Annotated in this window: 19 protein-coding genes; 9 read left to right on the top strand and 10 right to left on the bottom strand. The window is 44.2% G+C overall.

From position 1 onward, the window contains the following. Positions 1 to 181: 181 nt before the first annotated feature. Together dxs and PLH26_RS04860 are read left to right on the top strand one after the other, a co-directional pair. A complete protein-coding gene (gene dxs / locus PLH26_RS04865) occupies positions 182 to 2,119 on the top strand; it encodes a 1-deoxy-D-xylulose-5-phosphate synthase (protein WP_324584869.1) in 1,938 nt (645 codons plus the stop codon). 153 nt (positions 2,120 to 2,272) lie between these two features. After that, complete coding sequence (locus PLH26_RS04860; RefSeq protein ID WP_324584868.1) at positions 2,273 to 4,402, top strand: S9 family peptidase; 2,130 nt, start codon at positions 2,273 to 2,275, stop codon at positions 4,400 to 4,402. 15 nt (positions 4,403 to 4,417) lie between these two features. Here PLH26_RS04860 and PLH26_RS04855 read toward each other — a convergent pair whose 3' ends face one another. Beyond that, positions 4,418 to 5,041, bottom strand: coding sequence for a transposase (locus PLH26_RS04855; RefSeq protein ID WP_324584867.1), 624 nt, complete (start codon positions 5,039 to 5,041; stop codon positions 4,418 to 4,420). Positions 5,042 to 5,135: 94 nt separating this feature from the next. On the opposite strand from PLH26_RS04855, the gene PLH26_RS04850 reads away from it, so the two are divergent. After that, positions 5,136 to 7,676, top strand: coding sequence for a ligase-associated DNA damage response DEXH box helicase (locus PLH26_RS04850; RefSeq protein WP_324584866.1), 2,541 nt, complete (start codon positions 5,136 to 5,138; stop codon positions 7,674 to 7,676). Positions 7,677 to 7,716: 40 nt separating this feature from the next. Here the strand turns inward: PLH26_RS04850 and gdhA are convergent, their stop codons facing one another. Together gdhA and PLH26_RS04840 are read right to left on the bottom strand one after the other, a co-directional pair. Further along, positions 7,717 to 9,057 (bottom strand): NADP-specific glutamate dehydrogenase, encoded by a 1,341-nt coding sequence (gene gdhA / locus PLH26_RS04845; RefSeq protein ID WP_324584865.1) that lies wholly within the window; start codon positions 9,055 to 9,057, stop codon positions 7,717 to 7,719. A gap of 58 nt (positions 9,058 to 9,115) precedes the next feature. After that, positions 9,116 to 9,541, bottom strand: coding sequence for a hypothetical protein (locus tag PLH26_RS04840; RefSeq protein WP_324584864.1), 426 nt, complete (start codon positions 9,539 to 9,541; stop codon positions 9,116 to 9,118). Positions 9,542 to 9,741: 200 nt separating this feature from the next. On the opposite strand from PLH26_RS04840, the gene PLH26_RS04835 reads away from it, so the two are divergent. Next, positions 9,742 to 10,146, top strand: a complete 405-nt coding sequence (locus tag PLH26_RS04835) for a hypothetical protein (RefSeq protein ID WP_324584863.1) — start codon at positions 9,742 to 9,744, stop codon at positions 10,144 to 10,146. Between the two features lie 9 nt (positions 10,147 to 10,155). Here the strand turns inward: PLH26_RS04835 and PLH26_RS04830 are convergent, their stop codons facing one another. Further along, positions 10,156 to 11,259 carry a class I SAM-dependent methyltransferase gene (locus tag PLH26_RS04830; RefSeq protein WP_324584862.1) on the bottom strand — a complete coding sequence of 368 codons (1,104 nt, stop codon included), beginning with the start codon at positions 11,257 to 11,259 and terminating at the stop codon, positions 10,156 to 10,158. A gap of 201 nt (positions 11,260 to 11,460) precedes the next feature. On the opposite strand from PLH26_RS04830, the gene PLH26_RS04825 reads away from it, so the two are divergent. The 3 genes from PLH26_RS04825 to PLH26_RS04815 all read left to right on the top strand — a co-directional run bounded on the left by PLH26_RS04825 (position 11,461) and on the right by PLH26_RS04815 (position 13,675). Next, complete coding sequence (locus tag PLH26_RS04825) at positions 11,461 to 12,078, top strand: hypothetical protein (protein ID WP_324584861.1); 618 nt, start codon at positions 11,461 to 11,463, stop codon at positions 12,076 to 12,078. A gap of 65 nt (positions 12,079 to 12,143) precedes the next feature. Continuing rightward, the gene (locus tag PLH26_RS04820) at positions 12,144 to 12,446 is read left to right on the top strand and encodes a hypothetical protein (RefSeq protein WP_324584860.1); all 303 of its coding nucleotides are present in this window, start codon (positions 12,144 to 12,146) and stop codon (positions 12,444 to 12,446) included. A 137-nt stretch (positions 12,447 to 12,583) separates the two neighbouring features. Beyond that, the gene (locus tag PLH26_RS04815) at positions 12,584 to 13,675 is read left to right on the top strand and encodes a metallophosphoesterase (protein WP_324584859.1); all 1,092 of its coding nucleotides are present in this window, start codon (positions 12,584 to 12,586) and stop codon (positions 13,673 to 13,675) included. On the opposite strand, the gene PLH26_RS04810 is transcribed toward PLH26_RS04815, so the two are convergent. Beyond that, positions 13,672 to 14,307 carry a DUF4230 domain-containing protein gene (locus PLH26_RS04810; RefSeq protein WP_324584858.1) on the bottom strand — a complete coding sequence of 212 codons (636 nt, stop codon included), beginning with the start codon at positions 14,305 to 14,307 and terminating at the stop codon, positions 13,672 to 13,674. The two genes, PLH26_RS04815 and PLH26_RS04810, sit on opposite strands and share 4 nt — an antisense overlap. Positions 14,308 to 14,309: 2 nt before the next feature. Next, the gene (locus PLH26_RS04805) at positions 14,310 to 14,870 is read right to left on the bottom strand and encodes a DUF4230 domain-containing protein (RefSeq protein ID WP_324584857.1); all 561 of its coding nucleotides are present in this window, start codon (positions 14,868 to 14,870) and stop codon (positions 14,310 to 14,312) included. A gap of 175 nt (positions 14,871 to 15,045) precedes the next feature. On the opposite strand from PLH26_RS04805, the gene PLH26_RS04800 reads away from it, so the two are divergent. Together PLH26_RS04800 and PLH26_RS04795 are read left to right on the top strand one after the other, a co-directional pair. Then, complete coding sequence (locus PLH26_RS04800) at positions 15,046 to 15,714, top strand: 2-C-methyl-D-erythritol 4-phosphate cytidylyltransferase (protein ID WP_324584856.1); 669 nt, start codon at positions 15,046 to 15,048, stop codon at positions 15,712 to 15,714. Between the two features lie 42 nt (positions 15,715 to 15,756). Further along, positions 15,757 to 16,575, top strand: a complete 819-nt coding sequence (locus PLH26_RS04795) for an FkbM family methyltransferase (protein ID WP_324584855.1) — start codon at positions 15,757 to 15,759, stop codon at positions 16,573 to 16,575. Here the strand turns inward: PLH26_RS04795 and PLH26_RS04790 are convergent, their stop codons facing one another. The 4 genes from PLH26_RS04790 to PLH26_RS04775 are packed head-to-tail and all read right to left on the bottom strand — an operon-like array spanning position 16,576 to position 22,752. After that, positions 16,576 to 17,505, bottom strand: a complete 930-nt coding sequence (locus PLH26_RS04790) for a GNAT family N-acetyltransferase (protein ID WP_324584854.1) — start codon at positions 17,503 to 17,505, stop codon at positions 16,576 to 16,578. Positions 17,506 to 17,521: 16 nt separating this feature from the next. Then, positions 17,522 to 20,296 carry a M1 family metallopeptidase gene (locus tag PLH26_RS04785; RefSeq protein WP_324584853.1) on the bottom strand — a complete coding sequence of 925 codons (2,775 nt, stop codon included), beginning with the start codon at positions 20,294 to 20,296 and terminating at the stop codon, positions 17,522 to 17,524. Between the two features lie 38 nt (positions 20,297 to 20,334). Beyond that, positions 20,335 to 21,753 carry a sugar transferase gene (locus tag PLH26_RS04780; RefSeq protein ID WP_324584852.1) on the bottom strand — a complete coding sequence of 473 codons (1,419 nt, stop codon included), beginning with the start codon at positions 21,751 to 21,753 and terminating at the stop codon, positions 20,335 to 20,337. 21 nt (positions 21,754 to 21,774) lie between these two features. Further along, positions 21,775 to 22,752 (bottom strand): Gfo/Idh/MocA family oxidoreductase, encoded by a 978-nt coding sequence (locus PLH26_RS04775; protein WP_324584851.1) that lies wholly within the window; start codon positions 22,750 to 22,752, stop codon positions 21,775 to 21,777. Positions 22,753 to 23,000: the final 248 nt, after the last annotated feature.

Below are 23,000 nucleotides of genomic sequence, written 5' to 3'. Positions count from 1 at the left end.
AACATTTCTGCTTCCTGTCAAAAATATTGTATTACTAATGGCTAAAAATGCGGGCTAACGGCAGCCATAAATTCAATTATATTCAGTTGTCTATTGATTCTCAATACGTAATAGGCTGATAAATACTTAACTGAAAAAGTATTTAAATCTTACTTTTGTTGTTGATTTAAGATGTTTTTACATGGATACAACACCGGGGCCTCTTTTACAACTGATCAACGATCCGAAAGATCTCAAAAAGCTAAGCAGGGAACAATTGCACCAGGTATGCAGCGAACTCCGTCAATACATTATTGATGTGGTGAGTGAGCATGGCGGGCATTTTGGGGCCAGCCTGGGGGTTGTGGAACTTACCGTTGCCCTGCATTATGTATTTAACACGCCTTACGATCAGTTGGTATGGGATGTAGGTCACCAGGCTTACGGTCATAAAATTTTAACGGGCAGGAGAGATAATTTTTATACCAACAGAAAATACAAAGGGCTTAGCGGGTTTCCACGACGGGCCGAAAGCGAATACGATAGCTTTGGCGTAGGGCATTCTTCCACTTCTATTTCTGCTGCTTTGGGCATGGCCATGGCAGCTAAATACAAGGGTGAGGATCGCAAATCCGTAGCTGTTATCGGGGACGGTGCAATGACTGCCGGTCTGGCTTTTGAAGGAATGAATCATGCCGGCGTGGCGGATGCAGATATGCTCATCATTCTCAACGACAACTGTATGAGCATCGACCAGAATGTGGGAGCGTTAAAAGAATACCTTACTGATATCACCACTTCCCGGACCTATAATAAATTAAAAGATGATATCTGGAATGCCCTGGGCAAATTACCGGTAGGAAAGCGCTTTACCAGGGAAATGGCCAGCAAGCTGGAGCACAGCATTAAAGGATTTGTGAGCAAAAGCAGTAATCTTTTTGAAGCATTGAACCTCCGGTATTTTGGTCCTATAGACGGGCATAATATAACCAAGCTGGTGGATGTTTTGCAGGATCTTAAAAAGATCCCCGGCCCCAAGCTCCTGCACATACTTACGGTTAAAGGGAAAGGATATTCGCTTGCGGAAAAAGATCAGACCAAATGGCATGCACCGGGTCTGTTTGATAAAATTACCGGTGAGATATATAAAAAGAAATTTGATCTTCCGCAACCTCCCAAATACCAGGATGTATTTGGGCACACCATAATTGATCTGGCCGAAAAAAACCATAAGATATTAGGCGTAACGCCTGCCATGCCTTCGGGATCGTCATTGAAATTTATGATGGACAAAATGCCGGACCGTGCTTTTGATGTAGGCATCTGCGAGCAGCATGCCGTAACCTTAAGCGCAGGCATGGCTACCCAGGGCATGAAGGTGTTTTGCAATATCTATTCATCCTTTATGCAACGGGCCTACGACCAGGTAGTGCACGATGTAGCTATCCAGGATCTGCCTGTTATCTTTTGCCTTGACCGTGCCGGACTGGTTGGAGAAGATGGAGCCACACATCATGGAGCATTTGATATAGCTTATATGCGCTGCATTCCCAATATGATCGTAAGCGCACCCATGAATGAAAGTGAATTGCGTAACCTGATGTATACTGCGCAGTTAGACAGTACTGTACATCCTTTCGTTATCCGCTATCCCCGTGGTGAAGGCGTAATGCCCGAGTGGAGAACAGAGATGAAGGAGATTAAGCCGGGGACCGGAAGAAAATTAAGGGATGGCGAAGGGATCGCTATATTGTCGTTCGGCCATCCGGGAAATTTTGCAGCCGCAGCCATACGCGAGTTAAGAACCGAAGAGCTGAACCCGGCGCATTATGATATGCGCTTTGCCAAACCACTGGATGAAAACTTACTGCATGAAGTATTCACTAAGTTCAATAAGGTCATTACCGTTGAAGATGGTACCGTGCAGGGAGGCTTTGGAAGTGCTGTCCTGGAATTTATGGCAATGCACCATTACGGGGCCGAAGTAAAAATGTTAGGGATGCCGGATCATGTGATAGAACAGGGCACTTCCAGGGAACTGCAAAAAGAATGTGGATATGATGCTCCTGCTATAGCCGCTGCTGTACGCGAAATGATGAATGAGGGGCAGCATTCCGTCATCCACAAATCTATTCTTTAAAATTCCTGTTACGAATAGCAGATTATGCAGATGATTCCGAATGCCGTCATTCAGGAACCTGCCTGCAATTACTTCATTTCGGCAGCCCGGTTCACTTCAAAAAAAATTATGAAAACCTGTCTTACAATCTTCATTTTTACAGTATTCATTCTTATGACTGCATGTAACGCACCAATAAAAGACGAAAAAGAATTCTCTATGTGGAACAGCGACATTAACCCCCCCGTAGCCAAAATAAAAACGCATGAACGGAGCATCCATGGTGATATTGTAACGGATAATTATTACTGGATGATTGACTATTTTAAAAAGGGACCCGATAGCACAGAAGTTGTGGGTTATTTAAAAGAAGAGAATGCCTACCTTGATAGTATGATGAGCGGGTCGAAAGCCCTACGGGAAAAATTGTATGAGGAAATGAAGGGCAGGATAAAGGAAAAAGATGAATCTGTTCCTGTTTTTAAGAACGGGTACTTCTATTATATCCGTACAGAAGACGGAAAGCAATACTATAAATATTGCCGGAAAAAGGGAAGTCTTGAAGCCCCTGAAGAAATTTTACTGGATGTGGATGAGCTGGCAAAAGCCCACCCTTATTATGCTGCAACAGGGTTTAACGTGAGTGAAGACAACAAGCTGCTGGCTTTTGGAGTAGATACGGTATCGCGCAGGCAGTATACTATTTATATAAAGAACCTGGAAACCGGGCAACTGTTTAAAGAATCCATACATGGAACCACCGGCAGTTCCGTATGGGCCAATGACAACAAAACACTGTTTTACACCCTTAATAACCCCGCTACGCTGCTCACGGAAAAAATAAGGCGGCACAAGTTAAATACCAGTGAAACGGAGGATATAACAGTATACCAGGAAAAAGATCCCACGAATTATATTGGCGTGGAAAAAACGAAATCCGGGAAATTTATATTTATTGTTTCAGAAGCTACATTATCATCCGAAATGCGTTTCATCAGGGCCAATGAACCCGATGCTGCATTCACCATATTTCAGCCGCGTATGAAGGAAGTATTGTATGAGGTACATGAGCTGGGTGATAAATTTTATATTGTTACCAATTTAAACGCGAAGAATTTCAGGCTTATGGGGTGCTCCCTGGATGAAACAGGCAGCAGTGCCTGGAAGGATGTTATACCGCACCGTTCCGATGTATTGCTCGAAGATATTGATGTATTTAAAGATCACCTGGTGGTTACGGAACGCAAAAACGGTTTGATCCAATTGCGTATACGCAGCATTTCTTCGGGACAGGAGCATTATATTGATTTTGGAGAACCTGCTTATAGCGCTGCCGTAGGCTCCAATCCCGAATTTAATACTTCAACGTTGCGATATAGTTATACTTCTTTGGTAACCCCCAATTCTACTTATGATTACAATATGGATACCAGGGAAAAGAAACTGATGAAGCAACAGGAAGTAGTGGGCGGATATGATGCTAAAGAGTATGCTACAGAAAGATTATACGTTACAGCAAGAGACGGGTCTGGAATTCCTGTTTCCGTTGTATACAAGCAGGGATTTGTGAAAGACGGGAATGCCCCCTTATTGCTATATGGCTATGGTTCTTATGGCAACAGCATGAATGCCACATTCAGCAGCAACCGGCTCAGCTTGCTCAACCGTGGTTTTGCATTTGCAATAGCGCATATCCGTGGCGGGCAGGAAATGGGAAGGCAGTGGTACGAGGACGGGAAAATGATGAAAAAGAAAAACACGTTCACTGATTTTATTGACTGCGGCGAATTTCTGGTAAAAGAAAAATTTACTTCCAAAGCACATCTGTACGCACAGGGTGGCAGTGCCGGTGGCTTGCTCATGGGTGCAGTAATAAATATGGCGCCGGATCTCTGGCATGGCGTTATTGCCCAGGTGCCTTTTGTAGATGTGGTGAATACCATGCTTGACAGCAGCATACCCTTAACTACCAATGAATACGATGAATGGGGCAATCCCGAAAAAAGTAAGGAAGCTTATGATTACATGAAATCCTACTCACCCTATGAAAATGTGGAGAGAAAGGACTATCCCAATATGCTGGTAACTACGGGCCTGCACGACAGCCAGGTACAATATTTTGAGCCGGCGAAATGGGTGGCTAAGCTCCGGGCTATGAAAACAGACAATAATATTTTATTGCTGCATACCAATATGGATTTTGGGCATGGCGGCGCTTCGGGCCGGTTCGATTACCTGAAAGATATTGCGCTGGAATATGCATTTTTGTTCAGGCTGGAAGGGGCAGGTTTCACAGGTCTCTAAGACCTGTGAACCCTGCTACTCATCATCATTTTCATGTTCCAGTAAATTTTTCCGGGCCATTATTTCGTTGGTATAGCTTTTAATATAGCCGATAAAAGCTGCTTTATTACCAAACCATTGAAACAGCTCATCCCTTAATAATCCTGTGGGCTTACCGGATACCAGGCTGTGGTATGCAGACCAGGGGTATGCCTCAACGTTATTACAATATCCATGTTTTGCTGCATTCGTTATGATGTAACCAATGATGGTATTGCGGTATTCATCGCTGTCAATTTCTTTCCTTCTGAACCTTTCCTGGAACAGGCTGCCGGTGCGGTTATATCTTTTGTTGATCGCTTTGGCGTAAGCGTTGAAGAGGTTGGCGAAGTGCTGCTCAATGGGTTTGCCGGGCGGCAAGGTTTCACAGGTCTCCAAGACCTGTGAAACCTCCTTTACGCGAATGAAAAAATGAAAATGATTGGGTAGCAGGTTATAGCAAAGGGTTTGTGCAACAGGCGCTATATATTTTTGCCAGAGCACTAAAAAATAAGCGTAGTTAGCCGGCTCCTTAAAAATATTTTCCCTGTTGTTGCCACGGTTGTAGATGTGGTAATACCTGCCGGGCCGGAGTTTTTGAATGGTGTTTTGGTGTGTCATAGTGGTGTTAAGGTAGTTAATTTTTGCTTAATACGGCGGCAAAACTTCACAGGTCGGCAGACCTGTGAAGTTTTGCCTGTAATTTACATCTTCCATGCAGTTACACCGGTCGGCAGGATACAGGATAATACAGGAGTGGTTGGCTAAAAAGGACTTCAAACCTTTTACCTTCCAGGAAGAAACCTGGCAGCATATCATTAATGGTAAAAGCGGTTTGGTAAATGCACCAACCGGATTTGGTAAGACCTTTTCCGTTTTCCTGGGCGCTGTAATAGATTTCATCAATCAGCACCCGGATGATTATAAAAGCAAGACAGGCAATAAACTACAGTTGGTATGGATTACACCTTTACGTGCACTGGCTAAGGATATAGGCAGGGCAATGGAAGAAGTGATAACAGAGCTGGGGATGCGTTGGCGTGTGGGTATACGGAACGGCGATACACCTACGGCCGAACGGCAGCAACAAAAAAAATACCCTCCCGAAGTATTGATCGTTACACCCGAAAGCCTGCACCTGCTGCTGGCACAAAAGAACTATCCGGAATTTTTTGCTAACCTGAAAATCATTGCTGTAGATGAATGGCATGAGTTGCTGGGCAGCAAAAGAGGCGTGCAGGTAGAACTGGCCATCAGCAGGCTGGCATCTGTATGTTCTGCAAGCACTCACCGTTCACCATTCACCATTCACCCCCTGCCTCAAATCTGGGGCATCTCCGCTACCATAGGGAATCTTACAGAAGCGGCAGCAGTATTGCATGCATCAATCGCGGCACAGGCCAGTCCGGTAATTGTGCGTGCCCCGCTCAAAAAGAATATTGAAGTTGAATCTGTTTTTCCCGATGAAATTGAAAAATATCCATGGGCAGGACATCTGGGAATAAAACTGATTGATAAAGTAATTCCCATTATTGATCAGAGCCGCACAACGCTCATCTTCATCAATACCAGAGGCATGAGCGAAACCTGGTACCAGGGCTTGCTGAACAGCGCGCCGGAATTAGCAGGCGCTATTGCTTTGCACCACGGAAGTATTGAGCCCGAATTAAGAACCTGGGTAGAGGAAGCATTGCATGCCGGCATTTTAAAAGCAGTTGTATGTACGGCAAGTTTGGACCTGGGCGTAGATTTCAGGCCGGTGGAAACGGTTATCCAGGTGGGATCGCCAAAAGGGGTAGCGCGGTTTTTACAACGGGCAGGCCGTAGCGGTCATCAGCCCGATGCAGTGAGCAAGATCTATTTCCTGCCTACCCACTCGCTGGAGCTGGTGGAAGCCGCGGCATTGAAAAGTGCTATAGCCGAAGATATTATCGAGAGCAGGGAGCCTATGCTGCTGTGCTATGATGTGTTGATCCAATACCTCTGCACTTTAGCAGTTTCCGACGGTTTTGATGCAGATACTATATACAGGGAAGTACTGGGAACGTATTGCTATAAAGATATGACAAGGGATGAATGGCTGCAGGTATTGCAGTTTATAACTGCCGGCGGGGTAGCCCTGCAGCAATATGATGAATTTAAAAAGGTAGAGGTTATTAACGGATTACACCGCATCACCAGCCGCAGGGTGGCCATGCGCCATCGCATGCATATCGGTACCATTGTAAGCGAAGCCATGCTGAAAGTAAAGTTTATGTCGGGTGGATATATAGGGGTGATCGAAGAATGGTTTATATCAAGACTGGACCCGGGGGCTGTGTTTACCCTGGCCGGCAGGAATGTAGAGCTGGTGGGTATAAAAGATATGACTGTAATTGTAAAAAAATCCAGCGCAAAGAAATCTATTGTTCCAAGCTGGCAGGGCGGCAGAATGCCTTTGTCGGCCAATTTGGGAAAGAAACTGAGAGAAGAATTAAATAAAGCCGGAAGGAAGAAAAAGAGCCTGCCCGCCGCGGCGGATCACAAAAAGCAAATCGAGAAAAGCAGCGACAGCGAAATTGATGTTTTAAAGCCATTGTTTGATCTGCAGCAACAACTATCGCATGTGCCCAAACACAATGAGCTGCTCATTGAGCATATTGAAACAAAAGACGGCTACCACCTGTTCGTATTCCCTTTTGAGGGAAGATTGGTGCATGAAGCCATGGCCGCTATTTTGGCCTGGCGCATCAGCCGGATCACATCAATCACTTTTTCATTTGCCATGAATGATTACGGCTTTGAATTACTGAGCGATCAGCCTATACCGGTAGATGACAGCAATGTATTTGAGTTGTTTTCGCCGGATAACCTGTTAAACGATATACAGCGAAGTGTAAACGCTACGGAAATGGCCATGCGCAAATTCAGGGATATTGCGGTAATCGGTGGATTGATCTTCCAGGGTTTCCCGGGTGAGCAAAAAAAGGCACGTCACCTGCAGTCTTCGGCTTCTCTTCTTTTTAAAGTATTTAATGAATACGACCGGGGCAATGTGCTGATGCAGCAGGCTTATCGCGAAGTGCTGGACCAGCAGATGGAGGAAGTGCGTTTGCGCAATATGCTGGAACGTATACAGCAATCCAACATTATAATCAAATTTCCTTCACAGCTTACACCCTTCTGTTTTCCCATTAAAGTAGACAGTCTGAGAGAAAGCCTTACATCGGAAAAACTGGAAGACAGGGTACGCAGAATGCAACAACAATTGGATTGATGCAATGGCCTGGCGGTAAGAACGACGTTACAGCATTTTATCAAACCACTCCCTGGGCCAGCATGGAATCGGCTATCTTAACAAATCCGCCAATATTGGCGCCTTTTTCATAGTTGATATGCCCGTCTTCTTCCTTACCATATTTCACGCATATCCTGTGGATCTGCTTCATGATCTCCTTGAGCTTGCTATCCACCTCATCTCTTGTCCAGGAAAAACGAAGTGAGTTTTGCGACATTTCCAATCCCGATACTGCTACTCCTCCTGCATTTGCAGCTTTTCCGGGGGCATAAAAGATACGTGCCTGGTTAAATGCAGCTACGGCTTCCGGCGTACACGGCATATTGGCGCCTTCTGCAACACAGAAACAACCGTTTTCTATGAGTGCAATAGCATCATCACCGTTCAATTCGTTTTGAGTAGCGTTGGGCAATGCAATATCACATTTGATCTTCCAGGGACGTTCACCTTCAAAGAAACCGCAATTGAATTTGTCGGCATATTTCCTGATCCTGCCCCGCTCATGATCTTTCAGGTGCTTGATATAATTTAACCGTTCCTGGTCAATACCATCAGGATCATAAATAAATCCGCCGGAGTCGGACATCGTGAGTACTTTAGCACCTTTGGCAATGCATTTCTCAGCAGCATATTGGGCTACATTACCCGACCCGGAAATGGTTACTTTTTTACCTACCAGAGAATCGCCCCTCGTTTTGAGAATTTCCTCCACAAAATAGATCAGGCCATAGCCTGTAGCTTCAGGACGTATAAGGCTTCCGCCCCACTCGTATCCTTTGCCGGTAAGTACGCCGCTGAATTCTCCTTTAATGCGTTTATATTGTCCGAACAAATAGCCGATCTCCCGGGCTCCCACGCCAATATCGCCGGCAGGAATATCTATGTCGGCACCTACATGACGATAGAGCTCGGTCATAAAGCTCTGGCAAAATTTCATCACTTCATTATCGGATCTGTTTTTGGGATCAAAATCAGAGCCGCCCTTGCCGCCGCCCATAGGAAGACCGGTAAGGCTGTTTTTAAACACCTGCTCAAAAGCCAGGAATTTCAATACGCTCAGGGTTACCGAGGGGTGAAAACGAAGTCCACCCTTATAAGGCCCGATAGCGCTGTTCATTTGCACCCTGAATCCCCTGTTTACCTCTACTTCTCCTTTGTCATTCAACCAGGGCACCCTGAAGATGATCACTCTTTCGGGTTCAACAATGCGCTCCAGGATCTTACTGTTTTTGTATTTCGGATGCTTTTCAATAAACGGGATGAGTGATTCTGCCACCTCCGACACTGCTTGAAAAAACTCCGGTTCTGCTATATTCCTGCGTTGTACTTTTTCTAAAAACGGTCTGACCAAATCATTCATATGCGTATCAAAAATATATGTGGTTAGGGTTAATTATTTCGGAAATTACTGAAATTATTTATTGAAGCATTTTATTAAATTTTTGAAGCTCACTTAACTCCACTCCGGACAGCGGTTCATTGTTATCGTATTTAGCCTTCAAGAACAATACTCTTTTGTGGTGTGGATATTTGGTCAGTACGGCGTTGAGCATAAGCCCCGCATTTTCATCCTTAGTGTAAAGCGGTGAAGGTTGGGGAGGAGCAGATTTATACCGGGTTGGCTTTTTCTTTATTATCGCCTCTAAAGTGATAATTTTATTTTCCGGTATTGTGGATATTTTCCGGGCTTTATGGTACAATCCTTCCAGTTGTTTTTTGCTTAGCCCTCCACGTTCCTGATACTGATACAACAGACTTTGTATGAAAGAAGATTCGGGCTTCGCCGCAAGAACAGCTCTCAGCAAATCACTTACAATGTCTACATCTGGTTTAATTCTGTTCATAAAAACTGCATGAAAATAGTAAAAAAGAACGATCATCGGGCATTCCCTGTATAAGGTTGTAGAATAAATACCACAGGTAGAAATAATTTTCCCATACTTTCTTTACAAAAGCCTGTTTATGCCTTACTCCGGGTCATCTCCTGTTTTTTATTTAATGGTATGGTTTTGCATTTTAAAAGTCAGTAAAAGCATAACCAGCCATGGATACCAAATACAACGAATCTACCTCCAACCGTCCGAAGGGCGAACGCGTTTTGGATGCTCCGTTTGTGATGATGGACATTCCGGCTTTTACTGAACAGTTGCGCCAGGAAAAAGCCTGGCAGGAAAATGACCGGAATGGCATTACGGTGTTTAAATCCGATAGTCTTACCATAGTCATTTCCATACTCAAAACCGGTGCGCAAATAAAAGACAGCCCCGAAACGGATCTGCTTACAGCCTACCTGCTGAACGGGGAAGCAAAGTTCATTACCCACGACAATGAGGAAGTGCTGCTGAATGAGAAGCAGTCTGTTGTTTTTCACAGGGGTATGCTAAAATACATTGAAGCCGCTTCTGAAACAACCATCATGTTGAGCGCTTACGAACACAAAAATGAATAATATTCAGCTTTACAAAACCGGGCTGGAAAATTGAAAGCCGGAAAAGCAGGGTTTTTGTAATCCCTTCTGCTGCAGCAGCACTTTAATTTTTTTGCCCATGCCCAGGAGAAAGTTGTGCAGGAAACGAACTTTTTCTTCGTGTAAAGCTCCAATGGATGAGCCGGCGTTCTTTTCCATTTTTTCCAACTGCCTGGTTAGTCCAAGTCCCAGCAGGAAATAAGCCTGGCTGGTAAATCCCCCATATTGCAGCCCGCCCTTTAGTCCCCATTGTACAAGGGCAGAAAAATTAACATGAGCCGTTATATCCTGTTCGCCAATATGGATATAGGGACAATCATTGATCTGGTGTTTGTAATAACACAACAAAGTACCTGAAGTACGGAGGGGATGGTACAATTCAGAAACAGGATATCCGTAATCTATGGTCAGCACAAATCCTTTTTGCAACGTCCTGGCTATCTGTCCGATCCATTCCGTGGCCCGGAGGTTTATTTCTGTACGAAAGCCGGGCATCAACTGTACAGCAGATTGAAGGAGATAGTGTTTAAGCTTTGGCGACGCGGGCCGCAAACATTCCGTAAAGCCATCTTTGTAATCCACGAATACTTCCATCAGCTCGTTCTGCATCAGTACCTGGTGCACAGCAAAATTGTCTACTACTTCATTAGACAGAATACAGCCTTCCAAAGCGGGGATGTCGGTTATGCTGTTAAACCAATATACTTTTTCATCTGACCCAATCTTTTGCTTTCGTTTCATGAAAGGGCTTTTTTCAATGATGCAGTACCGGAGACCGCTATAAAGCGCTTCATTTTTTTTAAGATGCTGCATAATATCCCTGCACAGGCAACCATTGCCGGCGCCGTATTCTACTACGGTGAACTTTCTTTTGCCGAGCAATTCCCACATTTCTTCGAGTTGTTTGGCCACGAGCGCGCCAAAAGCGGAAGTGATATAAGGACTTGTGTAATAATCACCGGAGCCGCCAACAGGATCACGTTCATTAGCATAGTAACCTGCCCCGGGATAATACAGGGCCATTTCCATGAAATCACGGAACGAAACCGGCCCTTCTTTTTTGATCTTATCAATGATGATTTCCCTCAGCGGCATATTTGTTGTATTTGATAAAAGACAACACTCCAATTTTAATGCCGTGGGCTGCCATCCTTGCATTGTTCATGGTATTATTATTGTATTGATTAAAAACAAAGGAGGTTTTGTATGAGCAATATCATTAAAAGTGGCAGTCGTACGCCAGACTCCTGGAATGATTTTTTTAATATGAAATGAAAATCGCAAAAATGTGCTTGTATGTATAATGAGGACGTTGAACCCGTACCCCCGCAGGATACAGGAAAGAAAACGGATATTGAGGCCCATGTGGAGGCAACAGACCCGGGTGAAGCGCACCGGATATTTGTGGAGGCTAAAAGGCGATTATTGGATATCAATCACTGGTCAGACATCAGCAGTGGCATTTCGGCTTCTTTTGCTTTAACGGATTGCCGGGGAATGATCAAAAAATGTTCTCCCGAAGTGGGCGATTATCTCCGCATAGATATTCCCGGCCCGGGAACTGCAGCGGGTGACGGATTTGACTGGGTAAGGATTGAGATGATAGAAGAAGAGCCGGATTATCTGGGTACAAGAGAATTTATTGTGATGCGTGTTCGGCCGGCACCCCAGCCCGAACAAAAAAAGCCAACGGCACATTTCTTTGAGGAGGATGCTACAAGTTCCTTTATCGTAAGAAGAGAAGACCGGCGTATTGCGGCCGAAGTGCACGGAAGAAATGAAAAGCCCAACACGGGAAATGCAAGCCTCACCGATGCCATCAGGAATACAGTGGTAAGCATGGTTGCACAGGCAGGATTTTCTAAGATACAATGGGAAAAATTGGTAAAAGGTATATTGAATATCCAACCCTGATCTGCAAACAAATGAACTGGCATTATTTTTTATGAGTGGATATATATAAAAGCCCCTGCCATTCTATGCGTACTACACATTTGCACATCGCCGACCATCTGCTGGAGTATATTCTCCCTTACCCGGGCGAAAAAGACATCCGGGAAATTGAGCATCATTTGAACATTTCTCCTTTAAAACTACAACTGTTCCTTACCGAGATAGGGAACGAGAAGCCCGGCTGGATATACAAATCAGTTGGTGAAAACAATGAGCCCAAATCGGTAGGCATAATAGAAGAAATGAAGCCGGAAGTGCTGGATTTCCTGTCGAAGGGAGGATTTTCAAAGCAGGTGAGCCAGAGCAACATGCCGCCTGCAGACCTGTAGTGCTGAGCAATAATGACGGGTGTATGTATCGCGCAGCGATAAAGCTCAAGCATCAGCATCTTCAGTTCCCCTGTATGCTGTCCGCCGGGAAGAAATGTTTGAGGTGAAGTAAAATTTGTAGTATTGCCTTTTTTTACATGAGCCTTCGCACATTTTTGCAGCGCATACTTAAAAAGCCGGTGGCCAGGTTAGCCAACAGGTTTTCTTCTCGTCCCAACAGGGAACGGGTGCATGATGCGCTTACCAAACTGTATAAGCAGATCAGGGAAAAGCCCGGCAAAAAAGGAGTTGTTATTGATCTGGATGCATCGCCGCAAAAGATCATTGTTTTTTCCGATCTCCATAAAGGCAATAAAAAACGTTCGGATGATTTTGCACCTGCAGAGCAAAACTATATTGCTGCCCTGAATTATTATAACCGGCAAAATTATACATTGATCGTGCTGGGAGATAGTGAAGAGCTCTGGAAATTCAACCTCTTCACCGTTAAAAAGCACAATCACGCATCCTTTGAGCTGGAAAAACAGTTTCTTCAGCGAAAGGCGCTGATCAAAGTTTTTGGCAACCACGATGTGTTCTGGAACAATGATCCCTTTGCGGCATTACAGCTCATAAGCATTTATGGTGAGCCGGTGCATATGTATGAAGCTGTATTGTTGAAATACAAGGCCGGTCAAAAGCCAATGGATATTTTTCTTACACACGGGCACCAGGGCGACGCTCAAAGCGATGGCAATAAATTCAGCGCATGGTTTGTGGCAAAAATATGGGCGCCGCTGCAATCGTACCTCGATCTTAATATCAACACTCCGGCCTTTAACGACATTCTTAAAACAGACCATAACCAGTTCATGTACGAATGGAGCTTGCAGCAGCACGACCTGGTGCTTGTTACAGGGCATACGCACCAGCCGGTTTTTGAATCCATGACGCACCTGGAGCGTTTATATAAGCAGTTGCTTCTTGCCCGGCAGGATAATAACACCAGGGAAATAGCAGATCTGCAGAAAGAAATTGCTTTTCGCCGGCAGGAGTATGATCATGTATCGGAAGATTACCTGCAACTAAAGCCTTCTTATTTCAACAGTGGCTGTTGCTGTTTCAACGATGGCGATATAACGGGAATAGAGATTGAAGCCGGCGAGATAAGGCTTATAAAGTGGAAAACGGATAATGCTGTTTCCAAAAGAACCGTACTGGAACACGCTGCATTGAGAAATCTACGTTAGTCCTCGGTTTTTACAGTTACTTTGGTAAACCCCAAACCCCGTAAAAAATTTTCAAGCAATGCTGTGCTGCGGGCATCGGCCTTGCTGAGTATGCCCTGCTGCAATGCTTTTTCAATCATTTTTTTTCGTGCCTTTATTTTAACTGCAGTAACCGCTTCGCTGCTCCATTCACCCATTTCACTAAAGGTTTCAAAATCCGAAGGGTTCATTATCGCATCTAATATTTCTGCACGGGGAAGCAATAAGGAAACAGAATCGTCCTGAACAAAAATGGATTGTTCATTTAATTTTTTGAGATCCGTTCCTGCAATGAGTTTCCCTTTCCCGATGATCACAATACGCTTGCCGGTAACCGGTAAATTGCCAAAAGCCGAAAGACCGGGAAGCAGGGCTTCTGCGGGGGATTTTACTTTAATAACAACAGAATCTGCTACTACTTCATCAAAAGCCGTAATGGTGCACAATTGCGCCAGTTCATTGATCTCTTTAATCAGCACAGGTGTATTGTCTATTGTAACAGGCTGCGGTTTAAAAATGTTTTTGAAAGAAGGAAGCCATTTTAAGTTCAGCAGCAGGAGCACTATTAAAACAGCAACAGCAGGAAGAATATACCTGGCACTTCGTTTTCGCATGATCAATTGAGTTTAACAGGTTTTTTCCCGAATTGAACAATAACTTTCTCATAGCCCATATTGCGCAGGAACCTGCTTGCAAACAAGCTGGCATTGGCTTCCGCGGTTTGCAATACGCCCAGTGAATCGGCGCTATCCTCTATTTGCTGTTGCGCCTGCGCTGCCAGCGCATCTCTTTCCTGCGTGGTGAAGCTGCTCCTGAAAGCGCCGATCTCTTCATATGCTACCTTAATGTCTTCGGGTTTTATGCTAACAGAAAATAAGGAAGCATGCGGGAGAGTGAGGGTAACCTGCTTGTTGTTGACCTGAATGTGTTCTGCATTAAGTGAAGAGAAATCAATACCTGCTTTAAGCGTGGCTTCACAGGTCATCAGTATTTTCCGGTCGCCTATTTTATACCAGGTCTTGTCATCACTGGCTTTAATGATCTTGTTTACAATATATTCTACGGTAACCAGTTCATTTATCTCTTTTAATGCCAAAATTTCCTGCTCTTGTTTAACGGGAGCTGTGCGGCAGGATGCAACCAGGAAAAGCAGGAGATAAATACAGGTTCTGAACATATCGCAATTTACAAATACTGTTGCATCTGCGCATTTAATATATTATTATGCTGCTATGAATTTTGCACCCATGAACAGTCTTCTGTTTTTATATCCGCACGAACCAGAGACGGATGATGAAATTTTATCAATGAACAATTCATGGGTAATCCTTAATTTTCCCGGAAATTAGGTCATGAAAAAATATGCGGTAATAGTAGCCGGCGGCACGGGAACACGAATGGGGTCTGCCGTTCCCAAACAGTTTATGCTATTGAACGGTAAGCCGGTGTTGCTGCATACAGTAGAAGCTTTTTTGCGTGCTTACAACGATCTGCAGATCATACTCGTGCTCCCTGTTTCCTTTGAAGAACAAGGCAGGCAACTCATTTTGCAGTCGGTTGCACCGTTACGTATTCAAATGGTTACCGGCGGCGATACCCGTTTTCATTCCGTGCAGAACGGACTGAAAAAGATCAATGAAGCATCGGTTGTTTTTGTACACGATGGGGTAAGATGTCTGGTTACCGAAGGCCTTATCAGGCGCTGTTATGAACAAACGCTGATTAAAGGGAATGCCATACCTGCGGTAGCTGTAAACGACAGCATAAGAATAGTAGAAGGAGATAAAACAAGGGTGGTAGACAGAAGCAGGCTGCTTGCCGTTCAAACACCACAAACCTTCCGGAGTGAAATTATTTTGCCTGCTTTTGAACAGCCTTATAAGAAAGCTTTTACAGATGAAGCTACGGTAGCGGAAGCCGCAGGCTATGAAGTTTTTATGATAGAAGGGGAGAAGGAAAATATTAAGATCACACTGCCTGCAGACCTGTTGATAGCGGAGCAGTTATCAAGGAAAGCATAATGCCAGGTATGGCTTTCTGCTCCATTTCAATAATATCAATTCATGTTTAACGGCATAATCACAGCATTACGGAAATTTATTTTTTGCTATACCATTACGGCAGATCCGGCGTCCTTTATCCGTTTGCTGATCAATACCAAAAGATACCGCTATGCTAAAAAGCCTGTAGTGCATCCCGCCATACCCGTTCCTTATCATTTGCGTTTGAATGGGAAAAGAAAAACAGTTTTTTTAAGGACCTATGCTGGTGATATCGCTATATTTTACGAGATTTTCTGGCAAAAGGTATACAAACTTCCATGGCCCGGTGATACGATTCGCGGGTATGTGGTTGATCTGGGCGCCAATACAGGAATGGCATCTTTGTTTTTTTCTGCATATTATTCCATACGCGGGGTGTATGCGGTGGAAGCAGACAGGTTCAATATGGATTTGCTTTTACGCAATCTCTCCCCTGAAATATCTGCGGGCCGGGTTAAAGCCCTGCACGCTGCTGCCTTTACCGAAGATACCACGGTATATATGCAAAGGCAGGAAAAAGCATACAATACAGCTGTTACCAGCGAGGTAACGGATATGCCTGTACGGGCAATAAGTATGGATACTTTATGCAGTATGTTTGAACCGGACAGGATTGGTCTCCTTAAAATAGATATTGAGGGCAGTGAGGAAATCCTTTTTTCAAAAAACACGGAATGGCTGGAAAAAGTTAACATCATTGTTATGGAAATTCATGGTGATGGATACCGGAGTGTATGCGAAACCTTATTGCGCACCAAAGGATTTGTTATCTATGAGCCCGGCGATAGTGCTTTACATTCAACCTTATTATGGGCAATAAAGCAAGAAATAATGCAATAGCTATTGCTTTAAAATATTTACCGGGAAAGGCAGGCGATTCATTTTAAGATGTAAATAAAACGCTTCGGCTGCTCCAAACTGGCGGTTAAAAAAAGCAATGCCCGGTACATCGGATCCCTCAAACCGGAATATCCTGCCGGTGCCTGCATGATCTTGTATGGCAGCATCGGTAAGCAGGTAAAATGCCCCCATTGATTTTCCTTCTGCGGTGCTTCCACCCACCAGCGAATACACGAAGTTGTTATCATAAAGAACAATATAAAATGCAATTGTTTCGCCTTGCAGTGTGTGTGCGGTATAAGTTTTAAGATGATCTTTCTTACCTGCTGTATTACAGCAGGCAATGAGTGAATGATAATCTTTGGCTGCAATGCCCGGATGCGCGGCTTTGTATGCTTTCCGGTATAAAGTGATAATGTCTTCGGGGGTATCGTTACGTACTATTATTATATTATGCTTGTGAGCTTTTTTCAATGAACGTTTTGCCAGCCTGCTGTACAGGCCGGTTAAGACAGAGCAGGATCTTTCTAAATCAAGCAATAAATTTAACCGCTTGTGTACAGTAAGTCCCGCAACAGCACCTGCCTTCTGTAATGGATGGGTTTCATTAATATCAATATCAATCAATTTAAACTTTGAAGGAATAACCTCTAAAAAATCTGCTGTATCAACAGGTTGTTCCTGGCCTGCAAAAAGGCCCAGCGATGCCGTAAAAGCAGGTTGGTACAGGTAGTGAAAGCCATATTTTCTCCTCCAGGTAAGGGGCATTATGGCTTCATAGTCATTTAGTACAAGGGCATCCCAATGGCCTGACATATGATCTAACCACCAGGAATAACCGTAGATAAGCCCTTTGTTTTTTTCGATGCAGGCATCCCATTTTACAATATCAATTTCACTTCTTTTAAGGTATTGAATGTCTTTGGTCATGAAAAGAGGTGATTTCTTATAACGGAATATGAGGACTGATCTTTTTAAAACTGATATCCTGTATATCTATGCTGAATGATATTCTTTGCCAGAAGTTGTTACCGGGAGTTGATTTAAAATAGTCGCTGTACACTTTACTGTATAACACCGGAACATATATATTTATGAGATCCCTGCACAAGCTCAACTGTAGGCCCGCATCATACAATAGCCGGGGCGTACCGGAGCCGCTCTTCCATCCTTCATTATAGGTACCGGCATCAAAGAATAATTTTACAGGGATCTTTGGATGAATGGAAGACGTAAAATTTAAAGCGATCAGCCAGTCATCTGTTTTGCCCACTTTGTTGCTCAGCAGATCGGTTCGCACCTTAAAGCCGCCGTCTCTTATCATTACCTGCTGCGACAACATGCCCTCAAATTCATTGCGGCCTATAAAATAATTACTGTACGTATAATCTTCATATCCTTTTGGTGCCGTCATGTTAAGGTGATACTGATCCGTGCTGAACCGTCTCTGTGATGTTTTATCTCCTGTATAAAAAAATTTTCCTGCAAACCATCGTGTATTCAAACCCCCGCCTTTTGGGTAGTTAAAAAAGTAATTTCCTGTATAAGCGATCCTTCCAAAATGCTGTGAAGCTTCAAACCGTAGTTCATAGCGATAGGGATACAAAGCTCTGCTATTGTCCGTTACATAACGCAGTTCACCAATAGTGGCATTTCGGGAATGAATGGCGTACCGGTTTTTCATCAGTACCGAATCCCATGAAAACTGCAAAGCATCTGTATTGATGATATAGGCTTTCCATTGTATAAAGCGGCTGAGCCGGCTGCGTGGCTGCCTGTTGCGGAAAGTAAACCGCACATGAGGACTGAACTTTGCAAAACGCAAATGCGTGGTATGGTTATCCGGATCTGTATAAGCATTTTCCGAAAACCGGGCAGCGCTTATACCTGCTTCAATTTTCTGGAAGATATTTTCGGGATACCAGGTGTACGTTGCGCGGCCGATACCGGCAAATTGCCTGCTGCCTGTGGCATACAACGGAACAGCGATAAACCGGAAGCGGGTAACGGGAAGATTATAGTTATGAATGATGCCACCCGCCACCAGCTTATCGTAATCATTAAAGCCCAAAGCCGGAGCTATGCCTGTGTAATGATATTTGTTGCCGGTATCGGCTTTCCCGATCCAGGTAAGCCGCAGCTTTTTAGAAGCGGGGGGCAGCAGGCTTCCTTTGGCGTTGAGCAAATGGAAAATACTGTCAATATTCTTTTCACTTACCGTAGCTATAGTATTTTTAAAATCTGCGGGATAGGGATGCTTGAACTGCCATTGGCTGTAATAAGCCTGCATGCAGGAATCAAACAGCGCTTTACCCAATGCTGTTTCCAGCACCTGCAGCCATTGCGATGCTTTATAATAAGCGGATAAATAATAATTGGCAGGGGAAAACGCGGCGGCAGGCAGGTTAACCGGCTGATCTTTTTTTACCGCAGCTACCGATTCAAATGTAACTTTTTCGAGATAAGAAGGATTGAACTTTATGGAAGTTGCTTTCCTGTCAAGATATCGCTTTCCATAAAAAGTATTCATCCCTTCATCCATCCAGGGATACTCCCGCTCATTGGATGCCAGTATGCCATAAAACCAGTTGTGCCCTACTTCATGAACAATGATGCGTTCTGTTAGCTGCTGGCTTTTGGGCGCAGAAAGGACTGCAATCGTAGGATATTCCATTCCGCCTTTCATACCCGGCGGGCCTTCGGCAATGCTTAAAGTGGCAAAAGGGTATGTGCCCACTGAAGCCGAATAAAAACGGAGTGCATTCTTCGCATAGGCTATGCTGTTATTCCAGCTCTTTTGCGAAGCAGGTATAAAGAAAGCATACAAGTCAATCGTTTTCCCTCCGGCTAACAGGCAGGTGTCGTGCTGCACAATAAAACGCTTATCGGCAAACCAGGCAAAATCGTGCACGTTGTTCTGCCTGTAATGAAGCGTTTTGGTGGCGGCGGATGAGGGAGGATAAACCTGCCGGATGGTTTTATAGGAACCTCCTTTTACTTTTTTCCTATACCGGGTTTCTTTCCAGGAATAAGAAGCACGCGTTTTAAGCCATTCTTTTTCGCTTTCGTTTTGTAATGCTCCCGTAGCGGCCACCACGTAGTTTTCAGGAAGGGTAATGGTTACATCAAAATTTCCCGTTTCGCTGTAAAACCCGCCCTGCTGGAGGTAAGGCATGGGATGCCAGCCTCTGCGGTCGTACACCGCAGGCTTGGGATACCATTGTGTTACCTGGTACGATTGCCCCACATGCCCGCCTCTCGAAAAGTTATAAGGAAGCTTAACATGAAAAGGAGTAGTGACCAGTATTTGTTGCCCGGGCAAAAGGGGCAAAGGCAACATTACTTTTATGATATCCAGGTGATCGGGGTGATCCTCTGTATCTGCCCGAACGTCGTTTACCCTGAAGTCGAGCTGATTGATATATCCTTTCTGTTGAGGGGTAGAAAAATAAAATTTTGTATCACCGTTTTCGAGCATCTGGTCGCTGAACGCTGTTCTGTCGGTTTTATAGGCATTGGGCCATAAATGAAACCAGATGTATTGTAACGTATCGGGTGAATGATTGGTATAATATATTTTAATAAAGCCATCCAGTGTGTGCTCCGCGTCATTGAGCGATACATTGATGGTATAATCCACACGCTGCTGCCAGTATGCTTCCTGTGCAACAGTTTTTGCAACCAGGCAATGAAAGGTCAATATAAAAAAAGCATGCTTCAAATTGCAGATCCTCTTGTATTGATGGAAAACTCCTGACCTCATTTGCCTTTTCCTTTCAGTATAATTTGTAATGTATGCAGGAGTATCTTAAAATTAAGCGAAAGAGAAATGTTTTCGATATATACCAGCTCGTACTGCATGCGTTTGATCATTTGATCCACATTTTCGGCGTAACCGAATTTTACCATGCCCCAACTGGTGATACCGGGTTTTACCTTCAGTAAATATTTAAAGTAAGGTGTTTTTGCATTGATCTGGTCAATATAAAACTGCCTTTCCGGGCGGGGACCTACAAGGCTCATCTCGCCCTTTATTACATTCCAGAACTGCGGCAGTTCATCAATGCGCCATTTGCGCATGGTTTTCCCCCAGGGGGTGATCCTCGGGTCGCCATGCGAAGAGAGGGCCGGCCCGTTCTTTTCCGCATCCGCGTACATAGAACGGAACTTATACATAAAAAAAGGCCTCCCTTTATAGCCGATCCTCTGCTGGGTAAAAATCACAGGCCCTGCAGACGAAAGTCTTACCCTTATGGCGGCATACAACAACAGCGGCGATAATAATATTAGCCCTGCCAAAGAGAGCAGCACATCTGCCAGCCTGATAAGATACAGTTGCCATTCGGGCATCAACCCTGTTTTAATATCAATCAGCGGCGCATCCAGCACATTTTTGGTACGTACCGAGCCGGCAAGAATATCGAGGTTGCTGGGTGCGATCTTTATCTCTATGTCCTTTTCACTTATGCGGTTAATGATAGACGTTACTTCATCGGGGAATGAATTCTCTACGGCAATGATCACCTGGTCGGGGTTGGTTGCTTCCAGTATTTTTTCAAGGTCGTCAATGCTGCCGAGGCAGGGGAGGTGCTGGTGTAATCCGTTGAGGGATGCATTGGTGGTGATGAATCCGTTGAACTTGTAACCCAGCAGCTTTTGATTTTTTTTGATCTCCTTAAACAGGTGAATAGCTGTTGGACTATTACCCACCATTACCGTGTCGAACCAGATGCTTCCTTTCTTCAGTTGTCGCCTGGCCCTGTTCAGCAACAGTGCTCTTCCTGTCCATATTAAAATAAAATGCAAAGAAAATAATGAAAAGAAAGCTTTGTAGTAATAGGGATAATTGGCCTGCTTATCATCAAGCACCAGCACAAAAAAAAGAAAAACAGATCCTGTAAGCGTGCTGATGAAGGTTATTATACATTCGGAAAACAACGATTTGCTGTATAATAGCCGGTGATAACTGCCCAGCATCATAAACAGCGCAAGCCACCCGGCGGGAATGAGAAAAATGCTCAGCAGCAATTGTGTATTGTGTAAAAGCTCCCCGGTAATGTTCAGTTCAAAGCCGGTTAAATATTTGCGTATAAAAAAAGCGATAGCCCATGCCAGCGCTGCGGCTAAGTAATCGCTCACCGCATACCAGGAAGTATTTATTTTTTTTGAGGCTTTCATTTGGATATCAAGGCAAACTTATCATTTAACAAGATAACTGGCCGACTCTATCTTTTGTAAAATGTGATGAGCTACATCCATTGCCATTAAACCATCCACTTCTGAAACTGCAGTGGGTTCATTTTGTATAATGGATTGCGTAAAAGCTTCCAGCTCCAGTAAGATGGCGTTGGCTTCCGGGATCTTGGGGTTAGCTATGGCAATCACTTTTTTACCCGATGGCGTATCTATATCAAAAGTAAAAGCGTCTTTGTCTTTGTCGTCTTTCAATTTTATGACCTCTGTTTTTTTCTCCAGGAAATCAATACCGATATACGCGTCTTTCTGGAACAGCCGCATTTTACGCATTTTTTTCATGGAGATCCGGGAGGAGGTAAGATTGGCCACGCAGCCGTTGTTGAATTCAATACGCACGTTGGCAATATCGGGCGTATCTGTCATTACCGCTACGCCACTGGCGGAAATATTTTTTACGCCACTTTTTACAATGCTCAGTATAATATCAATATCGTGGATCATCAGATCAAGGATTACACTCACTTCCGTTCCACGGGGGTTGAACTGCGAGAGGCGGTGTACTTCTATGAACATGGGATTGAGCGTATATTCCTTTAAAGCCAGGTAAGCCGGGTTAAATCTTTCCACGTGCCCTACCTGCACTTTTACGTTGGCTTCTTTGGCCAGTTTTACAATTTTATGCGCCTGCTCCATAGAGTCGGCAAGCGGCTTCTCTACAAATACATGCCTGCTTTTCCGGATGGCTTTCTCACACAATTCAAAATGAAGGGTGGTAGGTGCAATGATATCCACGGCATCGCACGCATCTATCAGCGCATCTGCATCTTCGAATCTTTTTAATTTATACGTTTGGGTCGCTGCGGTGGCTGTTTCATCATTGGGATCATAAAAGCCCACCAGTTCAGCGGTTTTAATTTTCTGCCAGTTGCCAATGTGAAATTTGCCCAGGTGGCCTGCGCCGAAAATGCCGATTTTAAGCATGCATAACAATTTAAGGTCAAAGATAAGATTTGCTGATTAGTGCATGCATAAGGGAATTTACGCTATTCTTTCTCTTTTATCTGTTGCTGGCAGAGAGAAATTATCCCACCGCCGGTATTTCAAAAAATAAATGATGATGTGCGAAGGTGTAATTGAAAAGGTTTTTGAAGTAAAGCCGCAGGCAGCGCTTTAAAAAAAATATCCTACTAATGTAGTAGGATATTAAATCTCTCTTTATATTTGCAGTG

The organism is Agriterribacter sp., assembly GCF_035444585.1.
Lineage (GTDB): Bacteria > Bacteroidota > Bacteroidia > Chitinophagales > Chitinophagaceae > Agriterribacter.
Note: the sequence above shows the minus strand (reverse complement) of the source record. Positions and strands in the feature narration are given on the sequence as shown.